The sequence below is a fragment of the Flavobacterium sp. MDT1-60 genome (genome assembly GCF_014844035.1).
Classification (GTDB): domain Bacteria; phylum Bacteroidota; class Bacteroidia; order Flavobacteriales; family Flavobacteriaceae; genus Flavobacterium.
The window spans coordinates 5,221,647-5,247,442 of record NZ_CP062159.1 but is presented as its reverse complement, the minus strand read 5'-3'; the positions used below and the strand labels follow the sequence as shown (position 1 = coordinate 5,247,442).

Sequence of the window (25,796 nt, the reverse complement as noted above, 5' to 3'; positions counted from 1 at the left end):
AGGTAGAAAATGAAAAGTGGAGTATTTGGCATATTAAAGGCAAGATTTCTAATCAATGATGATGCAGTAAAAAACTGGCGCTTCATTGTTTTTATAATTCTGTTAGCTATTCTGATGATTGCCAATACACAGCGTTACGAGCAAAAGGTTTTCGAAATAGCAAAACTGAGCAATGAAGTAAAAGAATTGCGATCTGAATTTGTAGACCGACGTTCAGAATTAATGAAATTGAAAATGGAATCAACGATATCAGATAAAATGTTAGAAAAACAGATTTTTCCATCGACAGTTCCTCCAGTAAAAATAGAAGTTAAAAAAGAAGAAGAAAAAAGTTTCTTTAAAAGAATATGGCAGTAGACGATAAATATATATCCTACAGAATTTACCTCGTAGCAGTTTTCATCTTTGTGATGGCAATTGCTATTGTCGTTAAATTAACCAATATTCAATGGGTTGAAGGAGATTATTACAGAAAACTGGCAAAACAGCGTACGGTTAGAAATTTTGTGATTCCGGCAAACAAAGGAAATATTTACTCGGCAGACGGAAGTTTACTCGCAACATCAATTCCTAACTATGAAATTAGATTTGATGCAAAAGCGCCAAAAACAGAAACTTTCGAGAAATACGTAAAAGCATTATCAGATTCATTGGCTACTGTTTTGGATAGACCGGGAGGTTATTACGAACAGGAATTAAGAAAAGCAAGAGCAAATAAAAATCGTTATTATTTGATTGCCCGTAAGTTAAGTTATACGGAATATGTGAAAATTAAAGGTTTTCCATTATTCAATTTAGGAGCTTTCAAAGGTGGGATTATAATCGAACAGGAAACGGTAAGAAAACACCCGATTGGAAAAATTGCTGAAAGAACGATTGGTTATGACCGAATAGATCCGGCAACTGGAGTAGAAGTTGGAAAAGGAATTGAATGGGCATTTAAAAGTTATCTGAACGGTAAAGACGGTAAAATTCTAAAACAAAAAATTGCAAAAGGGCAATGGAAACCTATTCGTGATGTCAATGAAGTTGATCCTCAGGATGGTTATGATGTAATTTCAACAATTGATGTTTTTATCCAGGATATAGCGCACCACGCTTTATTAAAACAGCTGGAAGATTACGAAGCTGATCACGGTTGTGTGGTGGTAATGGATACAGAAACAGGTCATGTAAAAGCGATTTCGAATTTAGGAAGAGCAGAAGACGGATCATATTTTGAAACTACAAATTATGCGATAGCAGAATCTCATGAACCTGGATCTACTTTTAAATTGGTCGATTTGATGGCAATTTTAGAAGATAAAGTAGCAGATACAAGCACGGTTTATGATAGTCACGGTGGAGAAATCAGATACTACGGACGTGCAGTTCGTGACTCGCATAAAGGTGGTTATGGAAAAGTTTCATTAGCCCGCGGATTCGAACTTTCGTCAAATACAGTAATGGTTCAGGCGGTTTATGAAAATTACAAAAATAACCCCTCTAAGTTTGTAAATCATATTAATGGATACGGATTAAATAAGACATTAGGATTGCATTTTAAAGGAGAAGGAAGGCCTTATATTCCGCAGCCCGGAGACAAACATTGGTCAGGAACTACGCTTCCGTGGATGGCTTTTGGATATAATGTTTCGGTTACGCCAATGCAGACTTTAACATTATATAATGCAGTTGCAAATAATGGCGTAATGGTAAAACCACAATTTGTATCAGAAATTAAAGAATGGAATAAAACCATTAAAAAGTTTGATACAGAAGTGATTAATTCAAAGATTTGTTCGCCTGAAACGCTTAAAAAAGTAAAAGCAGTTTTGCAAAATGTGGTTAAAAAAGGAACAGGTTCTAAGTTATATTCAAAAGATTTTCCGATGGCAGGAAAAACAGGGACAGCCATGGTAAATTATAGTAAGGCAGGAAGAGAAGGAATGTATTATGCTTCTTCTTTTGTTGGATATTTTCCGGCAGATCATCCTAAATATTCATGTATTGTGGTAGTGCATAAACCAAATACATCTAAAAATAATTATTACGGAGCAGATGTTGCGGGACCGGTTTTTAAAAGAATTGCCCAAAAGATTTTTACAGATGCGCCTTCAACCAATAAAATTAAACAGCTGGATTCTAAAATTCCAAAACAGGAAATCAGTTATGATAAGTTTGATAAAGAATCAAATAAAAAAACGAATCAGATTCCGAATTTAAAAGGAATGCCAGGAATGGATGCTATTGCTTTATTAGAAAACTTAGGTTTGAAAGTGAAAGTAAATGGAGTAGGAAAAGTAAAAAAACAGTCTTTACAAGCTGGACAAAATATTAGTAAAAACACAATTATAGTATTAGAATTATCGTGAAAATACTGAAAGACATATTATATAAAGTAGCGATTGAATCTGTAACAGGTTCGACAGAAATCGGAGTGCACAAAATTGATTTTGATTCAAGAAAAATTGAAGATAATGATGTTTTTGTAGCTATTCGCGGATCACTTTCAGATGGACATGATTATATTGAAAAAGCAATTCAGCTTGGGGCGACTGCAATTCTCTGTGATACGCTACCTGAAAATATTGAAAAAGGAATTACCTATATAAAAGTAAAGGATACCAATACGGCTTTGGCTTTTATGGCGGCTAATTATTTTGGAAATCCATCGGAAAAGCTAAAATTGGTAGGAGTTACTGGAACAAATGGAAAAACAACAATTGCATCGTTATTGTTTCAGTTGTTTCAAAAAGCTGGTTTTAAAGTAGGTTTGTTGTCTACCGTAAAAATTATGGTGGATGCAACTGAATATAATGCAACGCACACTACTCCGGATTCAATTACAATTAATCATTATTTAAATGAAATGATTGAAGCTGGTGTTACGCATTGTTTTATGGAAGTGAGTTCGCACGGAATTCATCAAAAAAGAACAGAAGCATTGCATTTTGTTGGAGGGATTTTTACAAATCTTTCGCACGACCATTTAGACTATCATCCAACATTTGCAGAATACAGAGATGTAAAAAAGTCATTTTTTGATTCATTGCCAAAAACAGCTTTCGCCTTATCAAACATTGATGATAAAAATGGAACTGTAATGCTTCAAAATACGGCTGCCAGAAAATTTACATACGCCTTAAAATCTTATGCAGATTTTAAAGCAACAATATTAGAAAGTCAATTGTCTGGTTTATTATTGAAAGTAAATGACAATGAAGTTTGGGTTAAACTGATTGGAACTTTTAACGCTTATAATGTTTTGGCAATTTACGGAACAGCAGTTGAACTAGGAATGGATAGCTTGGAAGCATTGCGTTTACTGTCTGACTTAGAAAGTGTTTCGGGTCGCTTTCAATATATTGTTTCAGAAGGAAACATTACTGCAATTGTAGATTATGCACATACGCCGGATGCATTGGATAATGTTTTAAAAACGATTAATGATATCCGTACCAAAAACGAGCAATTGATTACAGTTGTTGGTTGTGGCGGAAACAGAGATAAAACCAAAAGACCAATTATGGCTAAAATTGCTTCAGACTTGAGTGATAAAGCAATTTTAACTTCTGATAATCCAAGAAACGAAGATCCTGAAGTGATTTTAGATGAAATGGAAAAAGGAGTGGAAGCTCATAATTATAAAAAGATATTGAGAATAACCGACAGAAAACAAGCTATAAAAACGGCTTGTCAATTGGCTCAGCCAAATGATATTATTTTAATTGCCGGAAAAGGCCATGAAACGTATCAGGAAATAAATGGTGTTCGTCATCATTTTGATGATATGGAAACGGTAAAAGAAATTTTAGATCAACTAAGAAAATAACAAAAATGAAAATTCCAAATTCTAAAATTCCAATTGAAATGTTGGAATTTGGAATTTAAAAAATTGGATTTTAAAATAGAAAGATATGCTATACTATTTATTTGAATATTTTGACAAAACATTAGATATACCGGGAACAGGAGTTTTTCAGTACATCACTTTTAGATCGGCTTTAGCATTAATGCTTTCGTTGCTTTTATCTACGATTTACGGTAAGCGAATCATCAACTTTTTGAGAAAACAACAGGTAGGTGAAACGGTTCGTGAACTTGGTCTTCAAGGACAAAATGAAAAAGCGGGAACGCCAACAATGGGGGGACTAATAATCATTTTTGCAACACTTGTGCCTGTTTTGTTATTTGCTCGTTTGCATAATATTTATATCGTATTGCTAATTGTAACCACACTTTGGATGGGAACGATCGGTTTTATTGATGATTATATTAAAATATTCAAAAAAGATAAAGAAGGTCTTAAAGGAATTTTTAAAGTAATTGGTCAGGTTGGTTTGGGACTTATTGTTGGAACAGTACTTTATTTTAATCCGGCTGTAACGGTGCGAACTGATACAGGAAGAACTGACATTTATAAAACCGGAACAAATACAACGGTTGTTCTGCCAACTCCAATTGAAGAGAAATCAACTGCAACTACAATTCCTTTTGTAAAAAACAATGAATTTGATTATGCTGAAATATTAGCCTGGACAGGTGAAGGATATGAGAAATGGGCTTGGTTGATCTTTATTCCGGTTGTGATTTTCATTATTACAGCGGTTTCTAACGGCGCTAATTTAACAGATGGTATTGATGGTCTCGCGGCCGGTACGTCGGCAGTGTCCGTCCTCGCGCTCGGGATATTTACATTCGTTTCGGGAAATATTATTTTTTCTAATTATTTGAATATCATGTATATCCCAAATTCAGGGGAAATGACAGTTTTTATATCTGCTTTTGTGGGAGCTCTAATAGGGTTTCTTTGGTATAATTCGTATCCCGCATCTGTTTTTATGGGTGATACAGGAAGTTTGACCATTGGTGGAATCATTGCAGTTTTAGCTATTGCAGTTCGTAAAGAGTTATTGATTCCGTTATTGTGCGGAATCTTTTTAGTGGAGAATTTCTCAGTTGTTTTACAAGTGAGTTATTTCAAATTCACTAAAAAAAGATACGGTGAAGGACGCAGAATTTTCCTGATGTCGCCATTACATCATCATTATCAGAAAAAAGGATATCACGAAAGTAAAATTGTGACCCGTTTCTGGATTGTTGCCATCATGTTAGCCATATTATCAATCGTTACGTTAAAATTAAGATAGGATTTCAATTAAAAATTGAGAATTAAAAATTAAAAGTTACACGTTCTTGTAAATGAAAGAGAATATTATTCAGGATAAATCATTTGATTTTGCAGTTAGAATAATCAATTTATATAAATATCTGACCAGTACAAAAAAGGAATTTGTTTTAAGTAAACAAATTTTAAGATGTGGAACTTCAATTGGAGCAAATATCGAAGAATCAATTGGAGGACGTTCTGATAAAGAGTTTTTATTTAAGCTTGAGATTTCATATAAGGAAGCAAGAGAAACTATTTATTGGTTGAAATTATTAAAAGCAACAGATTATATCTCTGTAAATGAATTCAACAGTATCTATATGTCGGCTGATGAAATTTGCAGAATATTAGCAAAAATTATAATAACCCTAAAAGGAAAATAAAGAATTAGAATATAAGGTCACAAGTGATTTTTAATTTTTAATTCTCAATTTTTAATTAAATAGAGTATGAGATTAGTTGTTTTAGGAGGAGGAGAAAGTGGTGTAGGTACTGCTATTCTAGGGAAGAAAAAGGGATACGATGTTTTTGTATCCGATTTTGGAAAGATAAAAGAGAGTTATAAAGAAGTTCTTATCATTAATAAAATAGCCTGGGAGGAAGAACAACATACCGAAGATCTGATTTTGAATGCGGATGTGGTTATGAAAAGCCCGGGGATTCCTGAGAAATCTCCCATAGTAAAAAAGCTGATTGAAGCCGGAGTAAAAGTTATTTCGGAAATTGAATTTGCTAAACCTTTTACAGAAGCACTTACAATTGGAATTACAGGAAGTAATGGTAAGACAACAACAACAATGTTGACCTATCATTTATTGAAATCGGCTGGTTTGAATGTAGGTTTAGGAGGAAACATCGGAAAAAGTTTTGCCTGGCAGGTTGCTGAAAATAAATTTGATGCATACGTTCTTGAACTCAGTAGTTTTCAACTTGATGGAATTGTAGATTATAGGCCAGATATTGCCATAATTACAAATATTAGTCCGGATCATTTAGACCGATATGAGTATAAATATCAAAAATATATTGATGCGAAGTTCAGAATAACAATGAATCAGACCGAAAGCGATTATCTTATTTACGATGCAGATGATGAGGCAAGCGCAGAATGGTTAAAAAACAACACAACAAAAGCAAAATTAATTCCTTTCTCGCTGACTAAAAAATTCGATGAAGGGGCTTCTATAAATAACAACAAAATGGAAATAAAGATCAACCAAGAAGAGTTTACAATGGAAACAGAATACATTGCGTTAGAAGGAAAACATAATATGAAAAACGCAATGGCAGCAAGCTCTGTAGCAAAATTGATGCAAATTAGAAATGCAACAATTCGCGAAAGTTTATCTAATTTTCAAGGTGTAGAACACCGCTTAGAAAAAGTATTAAAAATTCAGAATGTTCAATATATCAATGACTCAAAAGCAACAAATGTAAACGCTACTTTCTTTGCTTTAGACAGTATGAACGTTCCAACCGTATGGATTGTTGGTGGTGTTGATAAAGGAAATGATTATAACGAATTGATGTCACTAGTTCGTGAAAAAGTAAAAGCTATCATCTGCTTAGGAATCGATAATCGTAAAATTATTGAAGCTTTTGGCAACGTAGTTGATATCATGGTGGAAGTGAACAATATGAATGATGCTGTAAAAACAGCACAGAAATTAACAGAAAAAGGTGATGCTGTTTTATTGTCTCCAGCCTGCGCAAGTTTCGATTTATTCGAAAACTATGAAGATCGTGGAAAACAATTCAAACAAGCTGTACATAACTTGTAGAAAAAAAGTTTCAAGTTTCAAGTTTCACGTTATGTGGGAACTTGAAACCTGAAACAAGAAAAACTTGAAACTAAGCACTATGAAAGAATTGGTTAACAAATTAAAAGGAGATAGAGTAATATGGTCATTCGTGGCTTTATTAGCGCTGTTTTCGTTTATGCCTGTTTTTAGTGCGAGTAGTAATTTAGCCTACATCGGTCACGGAACCGGAAATACTTTGGGTTATTTGGTAAAACACCTGGCTCATATTTGTATCGGTTTCCTGATTATTTATTGGGTTCATAAAGTGCCTTATCATTATTTCCGGGCGATTTCAAAAATAGCTTTGCCGATTGTTTGGTTTTTGCTTCTTTATACATTGTTGAAAGGAACCGTAATTGCCGGAGCAAATGCAAGTCGTTGGATTCAGGTGCCGTTTATCGGAATCACATTTCAGACTTCAACTTTGGCTGCTATTGTGCTGTTTATTTTTGTAGCACGCTATTTGTCAAAAAAGAAAGAGGAAAATGAACCTTTTCAGGTTTCATTCATACAGCTTTGGGTACCGGTTTTTATCACATTGGTACTTATTTTGCCTGCGAACTTTTCGACCACAGCGTTGATTTTCGCTATGGTTATGATGTTAACATTTATTGGTAAATATCCATTAAAGTATATTGGTTTTATTATAGGTTCAGGAATTGCAATGCTGGCGTTTTTTCTTTTGGTAGCTAAAGCTTTTCCGGATTCAAGATTCTTTAGCAGGGTATCAACCTGGGAAAGTCGTATTACGAACTTTACCACAGACAAGCCTGATGAAGATGATTACCAAATTGAAAAAGCGAAAATTGCGATTGCATCTGGAAGATTAGGCGGATTAGGACCAGGAAAAAGCGTTCAGAAGAACTTTTTGCCACAATCTTCTTCCGATTTTATTTATGCCATTATAGTTGAAGAATATGGTTTAGTGGGAGGGGTTTCGATATTGCTTTTGTATTTATTATTGCTGTTCCGATTTGTCATTGCATCTCATAAAGCAACTACGTTATTTGGGAAGTTAGTCGTCGTTGGGCTCGGTTTTCCAATGATATTTCAGGCGATGATCAATATGGCGGTTGCAGTTGAATTATTACCGGTAACGGGGCAGACACTTCCGCTGATTAGTAGTGGAGGTAGTTCAATTTGGATGACTTGTTTCTCTCTCGGAATTATCATCAGCGTAACTAAAAAAGATGAAGAAATAGCCGAAGAAAAAGAAGAGAAAGAAAGAAGAAAAGAAGCACTTCAAAGATTAATTGATAAAGAATTGGCAGAAGAAGATTTACCTGCTGATGAAAAAACATATGAAGAAGAAGGAATGATGTATTCAATTGAGGACAATTCGAGAAATCCTATTAATGCCGTTTTAAATAAATAAGTTAAGAACAGAATAGTTTTTAAAGAGTAAAATTTTTAAAAGATGACAAATTATAAATTCATACTAAGTGGTGGCGGTACAGGAGGGCATATCTATCCTGCGATTGCGATTGCAAATGAATTAAAATTACAATTTCCTGATGCTGAATTCCTTTTTGTAGGTGCAAAGGATAAAATGGAAATGCAAAAAGTGCCTCAGGCAGGTTATGAAATAAAAGGGCTTTGGATTGCAGGTTTACAAAGAAAGCTGACATTGCAAAATTTGATGTTTCCATTAAAATTGGCAACAAGTTTATTAGAGTCAAGAAGAATCATCAGACAATTTAAGCCAAATGTAGTTATAGGCACAGGCGGTTTTGCCAGTGGGCCTTTATTGCAAGCTGCAGGTCAGGCAGGAATTCCAACAGTGATTCAGGAACAAAATTCTTTTCCTGGAATTACGAATAAATTACTAAGCAAAAGGGCAAATGCCATTTGTGTTGCGTATGAAAATTTAGAACGGTTTTTTCCAAAAGAAAAAATCGTATTGACTGGAAATCCGGTTCGTCAGGATTTAATTGATATCGAAAGTAAAAAGGAGGAAGCAATTGCTTTTTATGGTTTAGATCCGAATAAGAAAACGCTTTTGGTTTTGGGCGGAAGTTTAGGCGCCAGAAGAGTGAATCAGTTAATTGAAAAAGAACTGCAGAGTATGCTTTCGCAGGATGTTCAGATTATTTGGCAATGCGGGAAATTATATTTTGAAGATTATAAAAAACACAATCAGCAAAACGTACGAGTAGTTGATTTCATTGAAAGAATGGATTTTGTTTATGCTGCTGCAGATGTGATTATTTCACGTGCCGGAGCATCATCGGTTTCGGAGTTGTGTATTGTTGGGAAACCAGTAATTTTTATTCCGTCGCCAAATGTAGCCGAAGATCATCAGACAAAAAATGCACAGGCAATTGTAGAAGCAAAAGGCGCTATTTTATTGAAAGAATCAGAATTGGACAGTCAATTTAGTATTGTTTTTGAAGCTCTATTGAAAGATGACGGAAAGCAGAAACAATTAAGTGCAAACATTAAAAAATTGGCAATGCCAAATGCAACAAAAGTTATCGTAGACGAAATTAAAAAGTTGTTATAATATAAATTTTGCCCAAAATTATAGAACACGAGAAAGAAAACAGAATGCTATTTTAGGTATTTTGGGTTATTAAAGAAGATAAAGTACAAAGGCTTAATAGCTAGTTTTTTACAAAATAAAACTAGATGTAAATAGCCCAAAAAATAAAATTAAAATGAATTTAAATCAAATACAGAACGTTTATTTTATTGGCATTGGAGGCATCGGAATGAGTGCGCTGGCCCGTTATTTCAAATATATCGGGAAACAGGTTTCAGGTTACGATAAAACGCCGTCAATGTTGACAAATGAATTAATTGAAAGCGGTATTGATATTCATTTTGAAGATAATATTAATTTGATTCCAAGTGATTATTTTATAGAGAATACGTTGGTGATTTTTACCCCTGCAGTTCCAAAAACACATTCGGAATGGAATTATTTTATCGAAAGAAATTATGAAATTAAAAAGCGCGCTGAAGTTTTAGGAATCATTACTAAAGATACTTTTAGTTTCGCAGTTGCCGGAACACACGGAAAAACAACAACATCAAGTATTCTGGGTCATATTTTATATGAAAGTGGTGCAGATGTAACTGCTTTTGTGGGCGGAATTGTAGAGAATTATAATTCAAATTTAATTGGAACCGGAAAAACAGTAACTGTTGTAGAAGCTGATGAGTTTGACCGTTCATTTTTACATTTGCATCCAAATATTGCCTGTATCACTTCTATGGATGCTGATCATTTAGATATTTACGGAACGAGCGATGCTATTGAGGCTTCGTTTGTAGAATTTGCTTCGAAAGTTGAAGACAAAAGCAAACTCTTTATAACCAAAGAATTGCCTCTTGAAGGAGTTCAATGTGCTATAAATGAAGATGCTGTATATAAGGCGTTCAATGTTCGTATTGAAGATGGAAGTTATGTTTTTGATGTGCAGACACCATCAGAAATCATGAAAGACCTGCATTTTGGATTGCCTGGAAAACACAATTTAATGAATGGACTGATGGCTATTGCAATGGCTAAAACGTTTGGCACCCCGACCGACTCCATTGCAAAAGCCATTGCTTCATTTAACGGAATCAGAAGACGTTTTTCTTACCAGATTAAATCTGATAATTTGGTTTATATAGATGATTATGCACATCATCCAACAGAAATAAATGCTGTGCATCAGGCTGTTACGGAATTGTATCCAGGGCGTAAAGTTTTGGCAATTTTTCAGCCGCATTTATTTAGCAGAACAAGAGATTTTGCTGATGGATTTGCTGAAAGTTTATCACAATTTGATGAAGTGTTTTTAATGGATATTTACCCGGCACGCGAATTACCGATGGAAGGAATTACATCTGATTGGCTGTTAGGAAAAATGACAAGTTCGAACAAAAAAATTGTTGCAAAAAATGATTTATTAGCGGAAATCAAAGCCAGTGATGCGCCAATAATTGTGACAATAGGAGCTGGTGATATTGGTGAAATGGTTCCGTCAATTAAAAAAATGCTAAATGAAAATATTTAATTGGACAAATATTCGATTGATTCTCATTTTTGGGCTTGTACTTTTTTTGTATTCGTTCGCTCAACATCGAAATGGCGATCGAAAATTGAAAAAATCTATGGTTGTTTTTGTGGGAGAAAACACACTGTTTGTTAAGCCGGAATCGGTTAATAAATTGTTAATAGAAAATAAAAGAGACGCTTCCAGTATCCGAAAAGATGAGTTAGATTTGAATAACATAGAAAAAACCCTTGATACGCAAGACATGATTGAGAAGTCAGATGTTTTTGTAAGTATCGACGGGGTTCTAAAAGCGATAGTAAAACAGAAGACACCAATAGCGAGAGTTTATGATGGTGATAACTCTTTTTATATTGACTATGAGGGTAATAAAATGCCTTTATCAGACAATTTTACGGCGCGGGTTCCTCTTGTTTCGGGGGCAATAAATGAAAAAAATAACGAAGATTTAGCTACCTTATTTCGCACAATTTATGACGATGCGTTTTTGAAAAAAAACATCATTGCAATTCAAATTATGCCTAATGGTAGCCTAAAAATGTTTAATAGAAATTATGATTACTTCATCGATTTTGGCAGAACGATGAATGTTGATAAGAAATTTAAAAACTATAAAGCCTTTTTTCAAAAAGCAGTTTTAGATAGTTCGTTATACAAATACAAAAAAATTGACCTTAGGTTTACGGAACAAGTAGTTTGCACAAAATAATAGAAAATGGAAAAAGATAACATTGCAGTAGGTCTAGATATTGGAACAACCAAAATCGTTGCCATGATAGGCAAAAAGAACGAGTATGGCAAGTTGGAAATTTTGGGTATTGGGAAATCCAAAAGTTTGGGTGTTGCGAGAGGTGTTGTAAACAACATTACACAAACTATCCAATCAATTCAACAAGCTATTTTAGAAGCAGAAAACAATTCAGGTTATAAAATAAAAGATGTTGTTGTGGGTATTGCCGGACAACACATCAGAAGTATTCAGCATACAGATTACATCAGCCGTAGCAATCCGGAAGAAGTAATTGGCGAAAAAGATATTCAGCTTTTGATTGACCAGGTAAATAAACTGGCCATGTTACCGGGAGAAGAAATCATTCACGTTTTGCCTCAGGAATTTAAAATTGACGGACAATCTGAAATTAAAGAACCAATCGGAATGTACGGTGGAAGACTGGAATCTAGTTTTCACGTTGTAGTTGGGCAGGCCTCTTCTATCAGAAATGTTGGAAGATGTATTCAGAGTTCAGGAATTGAATTATCAGGATTGACATTAGAACCATTGGCTTCGGCAGATGCTGTTTTGAGTCAGGAAGAAAAAGAAGCTGGTGTTGCGCTTATCGATATTGGTGGCGGAACAACAGATTTAGCCATTTTTAAAGATGGAATCATTCGTCATACTGCTGTAATCCCTTTCGGAGGAAATGTAATTACAGAAGACATCAAAGAAGGATGTTCGATTATTGAAAAACAGGCAGAGCTTTTAAAGATAAAATTTGGATCGGCCTGGCCGGGTGAAAATAAAGACAACGAAATTGTTTCTATTCCAGGATTAAGAGGCAGAGAGCCAAAAGAAATTTCGCTTAAAAACTTATCTAAAATTATCCACGCCCGTGTGGTGGAAATTATTGAACAGGTTTTTGCCGAAATTAAAGCGTACGGACACGAAGATCCTCGTAAAAAATTAATTGCCGGAATCGTTCTTACAGGTGGTGGAGCTCAACTAAAACATATTAAACAATTAGTAGAGTACATTACCGGAATGGACACCAGAATTGGATATCCAAATGAGCATTTAGCAGGAAATTCAAGCGAAGAAATTTCCAGCCCGTTGTTTGCAACTGCAGTTGGTCTGGTAATGAACAGCATCGAAAACAGTACACAAAGCGCTGTTAGAATGGAGTTGGTTAACGAACAGCCAAAAGTGGTTTACAGAAATGTTCCACCTCAGGCACAACAACCGGTACAACAACGATACGAAGTTGAAGAAAACTACGTTGAAAGAGTAGAAACTATAGAGCAGTCAAGAGAAGTTAGAAATAATACTACAGTTGAAGCAGAATCTACCGAAACAAAAATAAGAAGATCATTTTTTGATCGTTATGTCGATAAAATCAAAGATTTTTTAGACAACGCAGAATAAAATAATAATAGACGAAAAGGATTACTATTGGCCCCAAGTCAAGAAGTAAAAAATGTATTTAATAAGAATTTCAAAACCAAAAAGATGATGAGCAACTCAGAATTTGGAAGTATTTCATTTGATTTACCAAAAAACCAATCAAATGTAATCAAAGTAATAGGTGTAGGAGGAGGCGGAAGTAACGCAATCAACCACATGTTTAAACAAGGTATTAAAGGGGTAGATTTTATCGTTTGTAATACAGATTCGCAAGCACTTCAGAATAGTGCTGTACCAAATAAAATTCAGTTAGGGATGAACTTAACAGAGGGTCTTGGAGCAGGAGCAAATCCTGATGTAGGACAACAATCTGCTATTGAAAGTATCGCTGATATCGAAAAAATGTTAGACCGTGGTACTAAGATGGTATTTATTACCGCTGGTATGGGTGGTGGAACAGGTACGGGTGCTGCTCCGGTAATTGCACAATTAGCAAAAGAAAGAGAGATTTTAACGGTTGGTATCGTAACAATTCCGTTTCAGTTTGAAGGGAAAGTTCGTCAGGAACAAGCCCTTTTAGGAATCGAAAAATTACGTAAACAAGTCGATTCGTTAATCGTTATCAATAATAACAAGTTAAGAGAAGTATACGGAAATCTTGGTTTTAAGGCAGGATTCTCTAAAGCGGATGAAGTTTTGGCAACAGCCTCAAGAGGTATTGCTGAAGTAATTACGCACCACTATACTCAAAATATCGATTTACGTGACGCAAAAACTGTTTTGTCAAACAGTGGAACTGCGATCATGGGATCTTCTGTTGCTACAGGTGAAAACAGAGCAAAAGAAGCTATTATTTCAGCATTGGACTCTCCGTTATTAAACGACAACAAAATTACAGGAGCCAAAAACGTATTGTTGCTTATCGTTTCTGGATCTAATGAAATCACGCTTGATGAAATTGGAGAAATCAACGATCACATCCAGGCAGAAGCAGGTTATAATGCTAATATTATCATGGGAGTTGGTGAAGATGAAACTCTTGGCGAGGCTATTGCGGTAACTATTATTGCGACTGGTTTTGATGTTGAACAACAAAATGAAATTGTAAATACAGAACCTAAGAAAATCATTCATACGTTAGAAGATGAACAAAGAAGTGTTCATAATTTAACGAATAAAACGGTTACCTCTTTTGATTTAAATGCTGAAACACCTACTGCGAAATCAGAAGAAAAAGTTGTTTTTGAATTAATGGAAGATGAGCCTTTTGCTAATACGATTGCTCCAATAGTTCCAACTCCTGTTGCTCCAGTTGCAGTTGCTCCAACTATCAATCAGGAAGAGTTAGTAGTGATGTCAGAGTTTATCAAAAATCTTGATGTAACTTTTGAAATCGTTTCGCCAATTACAGATATCGATTTTACTATTTCAGCTCCGGCAGCAGAATTTGTTCAGGAAGTAAAACCAGTTCAGCAAAGGACTTTTGAAAGAGAAGAACAAACAACTTTCTCTTTTGATTTGCCTCTTTTCAGAACTGAGCCAGAAGTAAAAAAAGAACCGGTTGTTGAAGAGACTAAGATTTTATTCGAATTAACAAACGAAACACGTAATATCAAAGTTAACGATCCTGTACAATTCGTACCGGTAACAGAAGTTGCTGAAAACGGAGTTATAAAATATTCTTTAGAAGAATATATGGAGGTTGAAAATGATTTGATGACATCAAAACCAATTGAAAAAGCGGTAGAAGATGTAATTCCTGCTGAATTGAATATTCAGTTGAAACAAAAGGTTGATTTTGCTCAGGAAGCTGATTTCTCAACGACTTCAAATGTTTCTCCAATGGAATTGACTATCGAAGAAACGTTACGTTTAAGAGCTGAAGAAAGAAGAAAGAAACTAAAAGAATTTAACTATAAATTCCATAATAATGTTTCGAGAATTGATGAACTTGAAAAAGAACCTGCTTACAAAAGATTAGGTATTGATCTTTCAAATAATCAGTCGAATACAACCAATTCAAGAATATCTGTTGGTACTGATAGTAATAACGATTTACAATTGCGTTCAAACAATTCATTTTTGCACGACAACGTAGATTAATTTTACATTCATAATATTAGGATAACCCGAAAATTGGATTTAATTTTCGGGTTATTTTTTTTATCTTCGCACAGAATTTTAAAATTTGACTTTTAAAAGAATGTTTTAAAAGAAATATTGTCACCCTGAGCGAAGTCGAAGGCTTACCTTAAAAGGGCTTTGACTCCGCTCAGCCTGACAACTGATCATAGTCAAAACAATTCAAATGATCATAACAATAATATATAAGCCTGGCTTATTTAAATAAAATAAAACAATGAGTTTACAAACATTAATCATGGACGAGATCAAAACTGCCATGAGAGCAAAAGATACAGTAGCATTAGAAGCATTAAGAGCAATTAAATCTGAAATGTTATTGGCTGCAACAGCTTCAGGATCAAAAGAAGAATTAACTGAAGATGATGAAGTTAAATTACTTCAGAGACTGGTTAAAACCCGTAAAGAAAGCGCCAGAATTTTTACAGAGCAAAATCGTCCTGATTTAGCTGAACCAGAATTGGCTCAGGTTGCTGTAATCGAGAAATTTTTGCCAGCTCAATTAAGCGAAGAAGAAGTAGAAGCAGTAGTAGCCAAAATCATTGCTGAAACAGGAGCTTCGGGAATTGCTTCAATGGGTAAAGTTATGGGATTAGCATCTGCTCAATTAGGAGGAACTGCTGAAGGAAAAACCATCTCTGCAATCGTTAAAAAGTTATTGGTTTAAAATTCCAAATTCCAATACACTTTGGAATTTGGAATTTTAAAAAATTGAAAATTTAAGTTTTTGACCGCGTAGTTCAACTGGATAGAATATCAGATTTCGGCTCTGAGGGTTGGGGGTTCGAACCCCTCCGCGGTCACTTTAAAAATGAAAAAGCCTGAGGATATAGATTCTCAGGCTTTTTTAATTGCTACTCTTCACAAATTTCTTTCAGCTTGTCGAGTGCTTTGGGATAGTTATCATTCATATAATCTATAAAATCTTCTGTTGTGTCTAAGTCAACAGTAACGGTTGTAGTCCCATTGTTTTCTTCGAAGGTATAGTTTTCAAATCCGTTTGCCCATTTTTCTACTTCTGGTCCTTCTGTTATTTCCTTATCCGCTTTTAAAAGCCCATAATGTTGAATAGAGACAAACTGATGTGGAACGTTTATAGCTATCTTGGAAACCATGCCTCCTTTTTCTCCTTTTTCATCTACACCAATAAACAGCATTTTACTTCCCTTGTCCCAACTTCCTTCATAGGTTGATGTGGGGTTAAACAAGGAAGTCCATTGTTCGTAAGTTGATTTACTGTTAATGCCAAGCATAAAATCATATATCTTGGTTACAGGGGCATTGATGCTTACTTTAAATTGTAACTTTTTCATAATGTTTAATATTTGGTTAGATTAATCTTTCAAATTGTTATTATCTGTAATACTAGCGGTCGTTTTACATAACATAACTTCCTGCGCTTCAATCGATTTGCGAACTTTGTAGCGGTTAATATGACACAAAACAAATTGAAGGTTAATAGAGTTTTCTATTTCTCAGTTCCCTTTTTAGAATTTTTTACCAGAATAAAAACTGCAAATGCAAAACACAGTAGGTATATAACTGCCAGTGCAGGCTTCTCAAATTTAAAAGTTTCAAAATCGAATTGCTTGAATAATGTTACACCTAAAATGATGGCAACAATCCAAAAGATAAAGTTTACTACTTTTTTATTTTCCATGATTTCAATGTTTTATATATTGTTTCTATATGATTTCAAAGATTAACCAAGTAACGAAGATAAGAAAGAATAAGAAATTATTTATGTTTTGATATACATCTAATTAAAACCAAAAACCTCTAATCTAGCCCCGATAGTCCCGAGGCTTCGGGAGGAAATCCTTTTGTCCGCCGCGGCGGACAAAAGATTGAAAGGGATAGCGGGACCAAACGTGTTTTGAAAACGAAATTCTTCTGCTCCAAATAAAAAACAAAGACAAGAAAAAAGGTCTTAATGACATACTTTCATATGTCAATTAAAACCTTTTTCGGTAAAATGAATTCAATAATTAATCAATCACAACTTCTGCAAGGTTTTGATTTTCTTTGATTTTACCAAGCTGAATCGTTTGTAGTTTTCGCTCTGTAACACCATTTTTAGAGGTGTAAACTTCAACCATAACCGTTGTTGGACCGTTTTCGGTTAGGGTTGTTTCTCCAAAATAATTCGATTTGATGATGTATTTTCCTTTAACTGCATTTCGCAATAAATATTGTTCCGGACCATAACCTTGTGTGAAATCTTTAGAGAAACGAGCGCCAATTTCGGTGTCGCGATGTCCGTAATAACATTCTTCGCTGGTTGGTTCTATGATGTGCAGGTCGATATCCGTATCCATTTGATTCCAGTTTAGAATAATACGGATCGCAACGGGCATTTTATTCAAATATTTTTTATCCAGTTTGTCTGTTTTAATGCCGCTGTGTTCCTGAATCATTCTGTTCAAATCCATTAAAATAATGTCTTCAACACCAGAATATTGTCCGCTCATTTCGCCAAAATAATTTACTTCTAAGGCTTTAATCAATTCATCAAAAGCAGCCTGATATTGTTTGTTGTCTTCCAGAGTCAAAGCTAAATCACGATGTGCCTGCGGTTCCTGTTCTCTCCATTTTGCAACCTGAGAAGCGGTAAACAAGGCATCTTCATACGTTCCCCATTGGCGTAATACATAAGTCAGCGATTTGTAAAGTTGATGATTCTCTAAACCTAAATCGGCAATGTTACTTAATACTAATAAGGCTTTTTCTTTGTCGCCATTATCATAAAAGTAATTGGCAACATCAAAATAAAAATTCGGATTGTTGATTTGGTCGGCACGCAATTCAAGATATACACTGTATCTTTTTTCTGCCGGAGCATTGGCTAAAGCTTTCAAATAAATTCTGTCCGGATTCCAGGTATTGACTTTGGTTTGATTAAAGCCAGAATAACCAACGGTAACATCCAGATTGGAATCTACCACATTTTGATTCTGAATAGTATTATCAGCAACAATTGCGGTACCGGTACCAACAGCAACTCCCGCAACTTGCCCAGCCAATGCTTTTTGAGTGTTTGGAGCTGGAAGTGTAATACTCTCAGAGCGAACCATCATGGCAGAAGAAGTAGTGTAACTTCTTTTTTCTTTTTTATCTGATTCTTCGTCTTCTTCAACATCATCTCGCTGACTACGGCTTATTCCCATTGCAGTAACAACAACAGATTCTAATTGTGCGCCTGCATTATCCGTCATGGTTATTCTATAATTTCGGGTTCTTCCGGCTGTAACTTCCTGAGTATTCATTCCGATATAAGAAAAGACAAGAATTTGTCCGGAAGCTGCGTTAAGACTAAATTTTCCGTCAAAATCTGTCGCTGTACCAAGTTGAGTACCTTTTATAGTAACATTAACACCAGGCAACGGAATACCGCTTTGATCTAAGACAATACCTCTCACGTTCCCATTTACATTAGCTCCTGTTTTTTGGATTCTTTGGCACAGGCATCGGTTTCGGAATATTATATTTAGTGTTTTTATCCCACCATGTTTTAAGCTGTTCGTAATAACTAGCCACATTTTCCCAATTACTAAATTTCTTTGCCTGTGCACTTGCCATTTGCTGTTTCATGACGTTATCAAACTCCGCTCTTAATTCGGCAGGCGGAATAATGTCATATTGAATATAATCGTGCAGGCTTTCTAAAACGATAAGCGAGGTATTTTGCGTTACAATTCCGTATCGTTTTCCAAGGGTTTCAATCTCATCAGCATTTGTTTTGTATTGAATTTCGAGATTGGCAATTTTCTTTTGTGCCCACAATTTTTCGATGCTAATTTCTCCCGAAACCGAAATTGTAGCATCAATATGAATTGTTTTTTCTAAAACAGGTTTCTCATCGTAACCAAAAAGCAATACCACATCATTTTTGCTTTTCAATGAAATTCCGGCAACGCTAAAACTTCCTGAAACCGGCGTTCCGGTCATTGGGTATAAATCGGTTACCAGATAATTTTCTTTGATCCCCAGAAATTTCAAACTCTGATACATCAATTTATCATAAGCCTCTTCAACTTTTAACTGATTCAGATTAATAAAATTTCCACCCGTTTTTATCGCATTATAATTCAAAAAAGCATAATCTGATGAACCCAGAGAACTTATCGTATAAATTGGTTTTTTGGTTGTAGTCAGGAGGTTACTGCTTAAAGAAGATAAGCCATCCGTAAAAAACATATACTCGTCATGAACCGGCAGTTTGATTTTTGAGAACCGGGTACCGCCATCATAAACCACGTTTTCTAAAACAGATTTCAGGGCAGACCAGTCGCCATTCTGAATGACATAAGTATTCTTTTTTTCAAAATTGTAACCCGCAAAATACAAAGTCACTGACACGTTTTTTAACTGATTAAAATACGCTGCAAGCAATTGCAGTTCTTTCTTAACGTTTCGGTTTTTGTAGCTTAGTGAAACATCCCAGATTAAACCAATATTAGCTGGGTTTTTCTTTAGTATTTTGGGATTATCCAAAATCGTATTGGCATAAAAATAATGTTGGTCATTAACACTTTGTGCCACAACACTCTGAATTTCAGCACGAATCGGAATCGTGATTACTAATTTATCCTTAAGCTGATAATTTTCTCTTTTAATAGAAGTCAAATAAGCCTGATTCTGATTTTCTAAAGCCAGAATCCCTTCATCATTGGCAATGGTTGGTGCCGCGGTTGCCCCCAAAACCGCGACATTCAACTCAAAAACATCCAGTTTCCCTGAATAATTGCTCAGCATTTGATACGACAAATGGGTTGCATCAAAACTGCTTAATTCTTGTTCATAGCCAATAATTACAATGCGTTCTTTGCCCGGCATTAGAGGATAAATACGGGTTCTGAAATTATTTCCTTCTACTTTTTCGAGTAATCCCGGATCAACACGACGATGTTCAACGGCTTCAAAAACCTGTTTTCCTTTGTTCTTGTTTACCGGAACCGCTTCACGCATTTTTCCGTTAATATCAATCGCATATCTTGAAACTGAAACCCCTTCCGGTAACGGAAACATAAGTTCGGCTTCCATCTGACGATTGGTTCCGTTATAAAAATGCATTTCAGTTGTTGTGTACGCAATATTGCCCACAATTTTTACAGCGACCTTAAGTTGGTTTAGTCGGACTAAAGAAGAATCTTTACCTTTTACATTCAATTGCGGACTTTGTGCCTGAGTAAAAAATCCGAAGAATAACAGCGAAATTAGAAGTATGTTTTTCATAAAATATAGTTTTAAGTTTTCCATAAGAAACTTCTCTATTACTATAGAGTACTATTTTTATAAAAAGGTTGGGACGAATGAAAAAACTTCTTTATAAAAAGCCTTATAAAGAAGTTTTTTTTAATTTTTAGTAGTTTTTTAAGGAGCTGTTTCCTGCTGTCCTTCCAATCTTTTGTGTCCGCCGCGGCGGACACAAAAGGATTTTCCCTCCCATCAGGGCTAGGGGACTCGTTTTCAAAAGAAATATCATTTTCCTATTTTATAATATTTCGATTTATTTCGAATTTTCCAGAAAAGCATGAATATAATTCACCACCAAATTCACATGCTGATGCTGAGGCGCATGCCCCGTTTGTGGTAAAACAATAAGTTGTGCTGTTGGTAATTGTCGTGTTAGCGGATACCAGTTTTCGACCGCAAAACTAATATCGTGATCTCCACAAATAATCAAAATGGGTGTTTTGGTAGTTTTAAGTTTTCCTTTAAAGTCATCTTTGTCTTCGGTTAAACCTGCGCTGCCCTGAAAATAAAGCTGAAAAACATCCATAGTCGACGGAATTTTAGAAACATCAATTCGCTTTGCAATTCGGTCGTGTGATGCTTTGGCTTCAATTTTACTTGCTTCTGATAGCGGTTCAAAAAACAAAACAATTTCGTCATCAAAATCATTTACTGGTTTTAAAGCCGAGTCCAGAAAAGCCTGCTCTAGCGGAACAACTCTTTCACCCGGAGGCCCTGTTCCTAATAAAACCGTTTGGGTAATAAGATCATCAAATAGGAGAGTGGCAACTTGTGTTACCAATCCTCCGTAAGACCAGCCCATAATGATCGTTTTTTTGATTTTCAGAAAATCTGCCAGATCTTTTACATCTTTGGCAACTTCTTTTAAATCGGTTGCTAAAGTTCCGGTTGAATAACCAATTCCGCTGTAATCAAAAGTAATTACCTGATAGTTTTCGGCCAATTGATCTAAAAATAATGGATCCCACGTATCAAGTGTACCTCTAAAGCGGTTTACCAAAATAATTGGCGTTCCTTGTCCAATAGAACGATACGCAATTTTTCGGCCCGGAACATCGGCAAATTCGGTAGTTGAATTTAGCGCGCTACTCTTTTGTGCATTCATAATAGATAAATTTGTTATAAGCATCAAAAAAACAAATGAAGATGTAAGTGTTCTCATTGCTTTTGAATTTCTGGTTAATGATAAACTTCAGAAACAATTTTAATGCCTTGATTAAAAATATTTATAATCCTGTGTTTTTTGAGATATGGAGCTGTTTAACAGTTTTGTTTTCTGCTTTATTTCGTTAAGTGAAAATGTTTTTTAGCGATATTTAGAAAAATTATATTTCAATTGTACTACCAATTTTTGGTAAATAAAGGTGCAGACTGGCATTTGTAAAAGCAGTTGTTGCTTTTTCATGATCCATTACAATGAAGCCAAAAGTGTCGTAATGAACGCCCAGAATTTTAGTAACTCCAACCAATTTTGAAGCTTCGATAGCTTCTTCAACTCCCATTGTTAATCCGTCGCCAATTGGGAAAACGGCAAAATCAAGTTTGGTGAATTTCGGAATAAGCTGCATGTCTAAAGTCAGGGCTGTATCGCCGCTGTAATAGAAATTTCCGTCTGATGTTGTGAGTACAAAACCGCAGGCAATTCCGCCATAACTTCCATCCATAAAACTACTCGGATGCTGTGCAATCACGCATTTCACGCGTCCAAAATCGAAATCAAATTTTCCACCCGGATTGATCGGATGTGCATTTTCGATGCCGTTTTTTAAGAGCCAGTTATAGATTTCGAAATTCCCCAAAACCTTAGCTCCGGTATTTTTGGCGATCCTTTCGACGTCTAAAATATGATCATAATGCGCGTGGGAGATAAAAATATAATCGGCTTTTATAGCGTCAACATCAATGTCTTTTGCCAGTTCGTTGGGCGTAATAAAAGGGTCGAAAAGAATGTTTTTTCCATTGGCATAAACGGAGAAACAAGAATGCCCGTAATAAGTTACTTTCATAATACATAGCGTTATAAAATTAATAATGGTCTATATTCAAAATAGTTAACTTCTTTTATCCAAAAAATATACCACTGAAATTTCTTCCTGCTATCCTAATAACAAGTGGCTATTCCTCAAATACTTTTTCGGTATCCACAGGATTATTTTCCTGATATAGTTTTTTACCAATTTCACCGCTGTCACCTAAAGCGCGACCTTTAATCAGCCAGGCGATTCCGAAAGCAAAGAGGGCAAGAGCCTCTAAAATTAAAGTGGAATAACGGAAGAATTTAAAAGTCTCAGAAATGGGAACCAGAACCACAAAAACAATAATCGAATAACCGCAAAAGCGATAAATATTGTTTTCGTTTAAAATGCTTTTAGGATCTCGCGTTTCTTTTTCATGACCAATTGTAAAAACATTAATGGCTAATAAAGCCATGATTAAAAAAAGTACAGCCGCAAAAGCATAATGAAGCCAGCCCAGTGCTTTTTCAGCATATGGAATTAGCGTATAAATTTTAGTAGCAAAATCATCGGGGTTCATAGGGAATAATGCTACGCCAATCGCCATAATTCCAGCGATATTGGTCAGCAGATTGTCATTTTTCCAAAAGGAAGCATTGCCGTGGCCTCTGTACCGAATCATAAATAATCCGACAGCGGCCAAAGTTCCGGTAAAAATTTCCCTGAGATTGGTATAATAATAATTGCTTATGGAAGGCTGAAGTGACGTTTTAAAAAAAGAGATATAAGATAACCCAACTAAAAGTATCGGCAGACTAATGCCCAAATAACCAATAGCGCGCCTGATTCTTCTGTAGGTGAAAATATCATAACTTTCAATTTTAACCTCTTTGTTATCTATCCTCATAGCCAATTGATTTGGTTTTTTTAGAAAGATAAAGTTAAGAGATTATTTATTAAGCTTGAAAATTAAAGATTAATAGATTTTGAACCGTTATTTTTTAATCTGTTTGTCATTTCGAGGAACGAGAAATCCTCGCGGGAAGCTCGACAAAGATTGGATTTTCTTTGCGGAGTTACTTGCGAGGATTTCTCGTTCCTCGAAATGACAAGCTTGCGCAAAAAAAATCAAAATAAAAAAACCACCATAACCCGTATCATCCGCGTGCCATCAATCAGTATTCAAAAACCTATTTTCTCGAAAACAAATTCTCCACAACCCAGGCCGGTCCAATCATTAAAAACTGAAGATCTTTTAAGAAAGAAGGTTTTTTGCCTTCAATATTATGTCCGTAGAACTGCCCAATCCAGGCGATTACAAAAACTCCGATGGAGAACATCCACAATGGAACAAATTGGCCGATATAATAATTCACAACCAGACAAATAGCGGAGAAAATAGCAATCTTAATTGCCATCGCAACTGATAATCGAATGTAAAAAATAAGTACAAAAAGCAATACAACAACCGCCCAGTTTTCGATAATTGGCGCGTTTAATTGTAATGTATTGGCAATTATTCCATTCGGAATACTCATCAGTAAACCCACTATAGAAAAGTAAATAGCAGGTACGCAAACATAGTGAATAGCCTTGTTTTTAGGGTTCTGATGACTTACTGCATATTCTTCAAACCATTGTTCTAATGTTCTCATTTTTTTGGATTTAGGTATGTAAATCTAATAAAATTTTCTTCAGTTTATCAGGAGTCTGAAAGAATTGTTCAGGCAATTAAAAGATATTATTACTATCCGTAACCTGAATTAATTTTTTAAATCGGCTTCTGTCATAATCAATTCGGCTGGCTTTAACCGCAATCGGAAAAGAGACGCCTACATTAGATGTCATTTTTAGTTTATTTAAATTGCTTGTCGAGAAATCAAGTTTACCTTCGGCAGTTTCATTTAGGCTGGCAACAAAGGCGGCGTTCAAAGTAAAATCGGTTTCAATATCGACCACCAGATTTTGGGCAAAAACAGTTCCTGTTGTCAATAAAAGATAATTTTGGTTGATATTTCTTAAAAGAGAAGGATTCGGATGCAGGAAATCAGCACTGTAAAAATATTCTTCAAGATTTCCGATCGTATATTCTCTGGTAACCGAATTTCCATAGCTGATCGTTACCGTTTTTCCGGATTGTATTTTTGATGTTATTCCGAATGTTCCGAGTCCAAGTGTTTTCAATATTTCTCCCAAAAGTGTAATCCCGATGTTAAATACGTAATCATCTTTTTTGGTATAATCGACATTCAGGGCTGCGTTCTCGATTTCTGTCAATACAATATCGCTCTTAAAGGCATGGCTGATATTGTCATAGTAAAGCTGAGCCTCATCAAAAGGTTTTTTCAGCCATAATTGCAATGGTTTATGATTTCTAACAGGCCCTTCAATTAAGTCATAACCTTGTTCGCTTAAAAAATTGGTAAGTTTCATTTTAGTGGTATTTAACGTTCTTAGTAGTTTGGGTTATCCGATAAAATTTGCTTTTGGCTACTCTTTTTTAAAAAATTAACTGGCTTGTAATATTCTCATTTATAGGATTTAGCTAGTACAAATTTATTAAATATTTATAAGTTAATTCGCAATTTTGTGATTGTTTTATATGCTATTGTCTGATAAATAGTAACTTGAAAAATAAGAGTTATTCAGAGCCAAAATTTATTAGAAATTGTGAATATCTATTTCACAATTAATCGATTTTATTTCCGTTAAAATCTATCTTTGACATCCTTAAAAATAATAGAAATGAGCGCAGTTTGGTACGAATGCAAGGTAAAATATAGAAAAACAGATGATATTGGAACACAAAAGGTTACGACAGAACCTTATTTGGTAGACGCCGTATCTTATACAGAAGCAGAGAGCAGAATCAACGAAGAAATGGCGGCGTATGTAAGTGAAGAATTTAAAATCACGAACATAAAAGTGGCCAATTATGCTGAGATTCATCCATTCGAAAATGCCGATCGTTGGTTTAAATCAAAAGTTTCTTTAATCGCTTTTGACGAAGAAAGCGGAAAAGAACGCAAAACCAATATGTATTTGCTGGTACAGGCCAATGACGTAAAAGAGGCCTACGACAACACCGTTTCAGTAATGAAAAATACTATGGGAGATTATACAATCCCAGCCATTTCAGAATCGCCAATTATGGATGTTTTTCCTTATTTCAGTGGAGAAGAGGGAGATTTAGAACAAATCGAAAGATTCAATGCATTAAAAGGTTCAAAACCAGAATTAGTAGCCGTAGGAGATATGGGCGAAAATGTAGAAGATTTGATAGAAGCTGATAGTGAGTAAAGCTTTCACAATTATAATAGAGAGAGGACTTGAAAAGTCCTCTTTTTTTGTTTGTCATCCTGA

At 35.0% G+C, this 25,796-nt stretch carries 23 protein-coding genes and 1 tRNA gene; 15 read left to right on the top strand and 9 right to left on the bottom strand.

The window, feature by feature from the left end; all coding sequences use genetic code 11:
- Window positions 1-9: 9 nt before the first annotated feature.
- From IHE43_RS21970 to IHE43_RS21905, 14 genes are all read left to right on the top strand, one after another.
- The gene (locus IHE43_RS21970) at window positions 10-357 is read left to right on the top strand and encodes an FtsL-like putative cell division protein (RefSeq protein ID WP_192185876.1); all 348 of its coding nucleotides are present in this window, start codon (window positions 10-12) and stop codon (window positions 355-357) included.
- Window positions 348-2,354 (top strand): penicillin-binding protein, encoded by a 2,007-nt coding sequence (locus IHE43_RS21965; RefSeq protein ID WP_192185875.1) that lies wholly within the window; start codon window positions 348-350, stop codon window positions 2,352-2,354. Before IHE43_RS21970 ends, IHE43_RS21965 begins: the two co-directional genes overlap by 10 nt.
- Window positions 2,351-3,814, top strand: coding sequence for a UDP-N-acetylmuramoyl-L-alanyl-D-glutamate--2,6-diaminopimelate ligase (locus tag IHE43_RS21960; RefSeq protein WP_192185874.1), 1,464 nt, complete (start codon window positions 2,351-2,353; stop codon window positions 3,812-3,814). The genes IHE43_RS21965 and IHE43_RS21960 overlap by 4 nt, the downstream gene beginning before the upstream one ends.
- An 85-nt stretch (window positions 3,815-3,899) precedes the next feature.
- A complete protein-coding gene (gene mraY / locus IHE43_RS21955; protein WP_192185873.1) occupies window positions 3,900-5,132 on the top strand; it encodes a phospho-N-acetylmuramoyl-pentapeptide-transferase in 1,233 nt (410 codons plus the stop codon).
- Between the two features lie 52 nt (window positions 5,133-5,184).
- Window positions 5,185-5,535, top strand: coding sequence for a four helix bundle protein (locus IHE43_RS21950; protein WP_192185872.1), 351 nt, complete (start codon window positions 5,185-5,187; stop codon window positions 5,533-5,535).
- Window positions 5,536-5,601: 66 nt separating this feature from the next.
- Window positions 5,602-6,933 carry a UDP-N-acetylmuramoyl-L-alanine--D-glutamate ligase gene (gene murD, locus IHE43_RS21945; protein ID WP_192185871.1) on the top strand — a complete coding sequence of 444 codons (1,332 nt, stop codon included), beginning with the start codon at window positions 5,602-5,604 and terminating at the stop codon, window positions 6,931-6,933.
- 79 nt (window positions 6,934-7,012) lie between these two features.
- Window positions 7,013-8,329, top strand: a complete 1,317-nt coding sequence (locus IHE43_RS21940) for an FtsW/RodA/SpoVE family cell cycle protein (protein ID WP_192185870.1) — start codon at window positions 7,013-7,015, stop codon at window positions 8,327-8,329.
- 42 nt (window positions 8,330-8,371) lie between these two features.
- On the top strand, window positions 8,372-9,457 hold the full coding sequence (gene murG, locus IHE43_RS21935; protein ID WP_192185869.1) for an undecaprenyldiphospho-muramoylpentapeptide beta-N-acetylglucosaminyltransferase: 1,086 nt from the start codon (window positions 8,372-8,374) through the stop codon (window positions 9,455-9,457).
- A gap of 154 nt (window positions 9,458-9,611) precedes the next feature.
- A complete protein-coding gene (murC, locus tag IHE43_RS21930) occupies window positions 9,612-10,961 on the top strand; it encodes a UDP-N-acetylmuramate--L-alanine ligase (protein ID WP_192185868.1) in 1,350 nt (449 codons plus the stop codon).
- Window positions 10,948-11,670, top strand: a complete 723-nt coding sequence (locus IHE43_RS21925; RefSeq protein ID WP_192185867.1) for a cell division protein FtsQ/DivIB — start codon at window positions 10,948-10,950, stop codon at window positions 11,668-11,670. Before murC ends, IHE43_RS21925 begins: the two co-directional genes overlap by 14 nt.
- A 6-nt stretch (window positions 11,671-11,676) precedes the next feature.
- Entirely contained in the window at window positions 11,677-13,101 is a 1,425-nt protein-coding gene (ftsA, locus tag IHE43_RS21920) for a cell division protein FtsA (RefSeq protein WP_192185866.1), read from the top strand.
- An 84-nt stretch (window positions 13,102-13,185) separates the two neighbouring features.
- Window positions 13,186-15,183 (top strand): cell division protein FtsZ, encoded by a 1,998-nt coding sequence (gene ftsZ, locus IHE43_RS21915; protein WP_192185865.1) that lies wholly within the window; start codon window positions 13,186-13,188, stop codon window positions 15,181-15,183.
- 256 nt (window positions 15,184-15,439) lie between these two features.
- Entirely contained in the window at window positions 15,440-15,889 is a 450-nt protein-coding gene (locus tag IHE43_RS21910; RefSeq protein WP_074659845.1) for a GatB/YqeY domain-containing protein, read from the top strand.
- A gap of 62 nt (window positions 15,890-15,951) precedes the next feature.
- Window positions 15,952-16,025: transfer RNA gene (locus tag IHE43_RS21905), tRNA-Arg, on the top strand.
- Window positions 16,026-16,076: 51 nt separating this feature from the next.
- On the opposite strand, the gene IHE43_RS21900 is transcribed toward IHE43_RS21905, so the two are convergent.
- The 9 genes from IHE43_RS21900 to IHE43_RS21860 form a co-directional block, all read right to left on the bottom strand.
- Window positions 16,077-16,535, bottom strand: a complete 459-nt coding sequence (locus IHE43_RS21900; protein ID WP_192185864.1) for an SRPBCC domain-containing protein — start codon at window positions 16,533-16,535, stop codon at window positions 16,077-16,079.
- Between the two features lie 155 nt (window positions 16,536-16,690).
- Window positions 16,691-16,882 carry a hypothetical protein gene (locus IHE43_RS21895; RefSeq protein WP_192185863.1) on the bottom strand — a complete coding sequence of 64 codons (192 nt, stop codon included), beginning with the start codon at window positions 16,880-16,882 and terminating at the stop codon, window positions 16,691-16,693.
- Between the two features lie 328 nt (window positions 16,883-17,210).
- Complete coding sequence (locus IHE43_RS21890; protein WP_192185862.1) at window positions 17,211-18,641, bottom strand: carboxypeptidase-like regulatory domain-containing protein; 1,431 nt, start codon at window positions 18,639-18,641, stop codon at window positions 17,211-17,213.
- A gap of 13 nt (window positions 18,642-18,654) precedes the next feature.
- Window positions 18,655-20,457: a VIT domain-containing protein gene (locus tag IHE43_RS21885; RefSeq protein ID WP_225585254.1), complete on the bottom strand. Its 1,803-nt coding sequence runs from the start codon at window positions 20,455-20,457 to the stop codon at window positions 18,655-18,657.
- A gap of 274 nt (window positions 20,458-20,731) precedes the next feature.
- Complete coding sequence (locus tag IHE43_RS21880; protein ID WP_225585252.1) at window positions 20,732-21,640, bottom strand: alpha/beta fold hydrolase; 909 nt, start codon at window positions 21,638-21,640, stop codon at window positions 20,732-20,734.
- A 163-nt stretch (window positions 21,641-21,803) separates the two neighbouring features.
- Window positions 21,804-22,484, bottom strand: coding sequence for a metal-dependent hydrolase (locus IHE43_RS21875; RefSeq protein WP_192185860.1), 681 nt, complete (start codon window positions 22,482-22,484; stop codon window positions 21,804-21,806).
- Window positions 22,485-22,593: 109 nt separating this feature from the next.
- Window positions 22,594-23,340 carry a hypothetical protein gene (locus IHE43_RS21870; RefSeq protein ID WP_192185859.1) on the bottom strand — a complete coding sequence of 249 codons (747 nt, stop codon included), beginning with the start codon at window positions 23,338-23,340 and terminating at the stop codon, window positions 22,594-22,596.
- Between the two features lie 283 nt (window positions 23,341-23,623).
- Window positions 23,624-24,088: a DUF962 domain-containing protein gene (locus tag IHE43_RS21865; protein WP_192185858.1), complete on the bottom strand. Its 465-nt coding sequence runs from the start codon at window positions 24,086-24,088 to the stop codon at window positions 23,624-23,626.
- Window positions 24,089-24,164: 76 nt separating this feature from the next.
- A complete protein-coding gene (locus IHE43_RS21860) occupies window positions 24,165-24,866 on the bottom strand; it encodes a hypothetical protein (RefSeq protein WP_192185857.1) in 702 nt (233 codons plus the stop codon).
- Between the two features lie 312 nt (window positions 24,867-25,178).
- Between IHE43_RS21860 and IHE43_RS21855 the strand changes: the two genes are divergently transcribed.
- Entirely contained in the window at window positions 25,179-25,733 is a 555-nt protein-coding gene (locus IHE43_RS21855; RefSeq protein WP_192185856.1) for a DUF4494 domain-containing protein, read from the top strand.
- Window positions 25,734-25,796 lie beyond the last annotated feature (63 nt).

Bases quoted from the DNA above. Each gene is read 5' to 3' on its own strand.
- IHE43_RS21970 (WP_192185876.1), top strand. From the start codon at position 10: ATGAAAAGTGGAGTATTTGGCATATTAAAGGCAAGATTTCTAATCAAT.
- IHE43_RS21965 (WP_192185875.1), top strand. From the start codon at position 348: ATGGCAGTAGACGATAAATATATATCCTACAGAATTTACCTCGTAGCA.
- mraY (WP_192185873.1), top strand. From the start codon at position 3,900: ATGCTATACTATTTATTTGAATATTTTGACAAAACATTAGATATACCG.
- IHE43_RS21950 (WP_192185872.1), top strand. From the start codon at position 5,185: ATGAAAGAGAATATTATTCAGGATAAATCATTTGATTTTGCAGTTAGA.
- murD (WP_192185871.1), top strand. From the start codon at position 5,602: ATGAGATTAGTTGTTTTAGGAGGAGGAGAAAGTGGTGTAGGTACTGCT.
- IHE43_RS21940 (WP_192185870.1), top strand. From the start codon at position 7,013: ATGAAAGAATTGGTTAACAAATTAAAAGGAGATAGAGTAATATGGTCA.
- murG (WP_192185869.1), top strand. From the start codon at position 8,372: ATGACAAATTATAAATTCATACTAAGTGGTGGCGGTACAGGAGGGCAT.
- murC (WP_192185868.1), top strand. From the start codon at position 9,612: ATGAATTTAAATCAAATACAGAACGTTTATTTTATTGGCATTGGAGGC.
- IHE43_RS21925 (WP_192185867.1), top strand. From the start codon at position 10,948: ATGAAAATATTTAATTGGACAAATATTCGATTGATTCTCATTTTTGGG.
- ftsA (WP_192185866.1), top strand. From the start codon at position 11,677: ATGGAAAAAGATAACATTGCAGTAGGTCTAGATATTGGAACAACCAAA.
- ftsZ (WP_192185865.1), top strand. From the start codon at position 13,186: ATGATGAGCAACTCAGAATTTGGAAGTATTTCATTTGATTTACCAAAA.
- IHE43_RS21910 (WP_074659845.1), top strand. From the start codon at position 15,440: ATGAGTTTACAAACATTAATCATGGACGAGATCAAAACTGCCATGAGA.
- IHE43_RS21900 (WP_192185864.1), bottom strand. From the start codon at position 16,535: ATGAAAAAGTTACAATTTAAAGTAAGCATCAATGCCCCTGTAACCAAG.
- IHE43_RS21895 (WP_192185863.1), bottom strand. From the start codon at position 16,882: ATGGAAAATAAAAAAGTAGTAAACTTTATCTTTTGGATTGTTGCCATC.
- IHE43_RS21885 (WP_225585254.1), bottom strand. From the start codon at position 20,457: ATGAAAAACATACTTCTAATTTCGCTGTTATTCTTCGGATTTTTTACT.
- IHE43_RS21880 (WP_225585252.1), bottom strand. From the start codon at position 21,640: ATGAGAACACTTACATCTTCATTTGTTTTTTTGATGCTTATAACAAAT.
- IHE43_RS21875 (WP_192185860.1), bottom strand. From the start codon at position 22,484: ATGAAAGTAACTTATTACGGGCATTCTTGTTTCTCCGTTTATGCCAAT.
- IHE43_RS21870 (WP_192185859.1), bottom strand. From the start codon at position 23,340: ATGAGGATAGATAACAAAGAGGTTAAAATTGAAAGTTATGATATTTTC.
- IHE43_RS21865 (WP_192185858.1), bottom strand. From the start codon at position 24,088: ATGAGAACATTAGAACAATGGTTTGAAGAATATGCAGTAAGTCATCAG.
- IHE43_RS21860 (WP_192185857.1), bottom strand. From the start codon at position 24,866: ATGAAACTTACCAATTTTTTAAGCGAACAAGGTTATGACTTAATTGAA.
- IHE43_RS21855 (WP_192185856.1), top strand. From the start codon at position 25,179: ATGAGCGCAGTTTGGTACGAATGCAAGGTAAAATATAGAAAAACAGAT.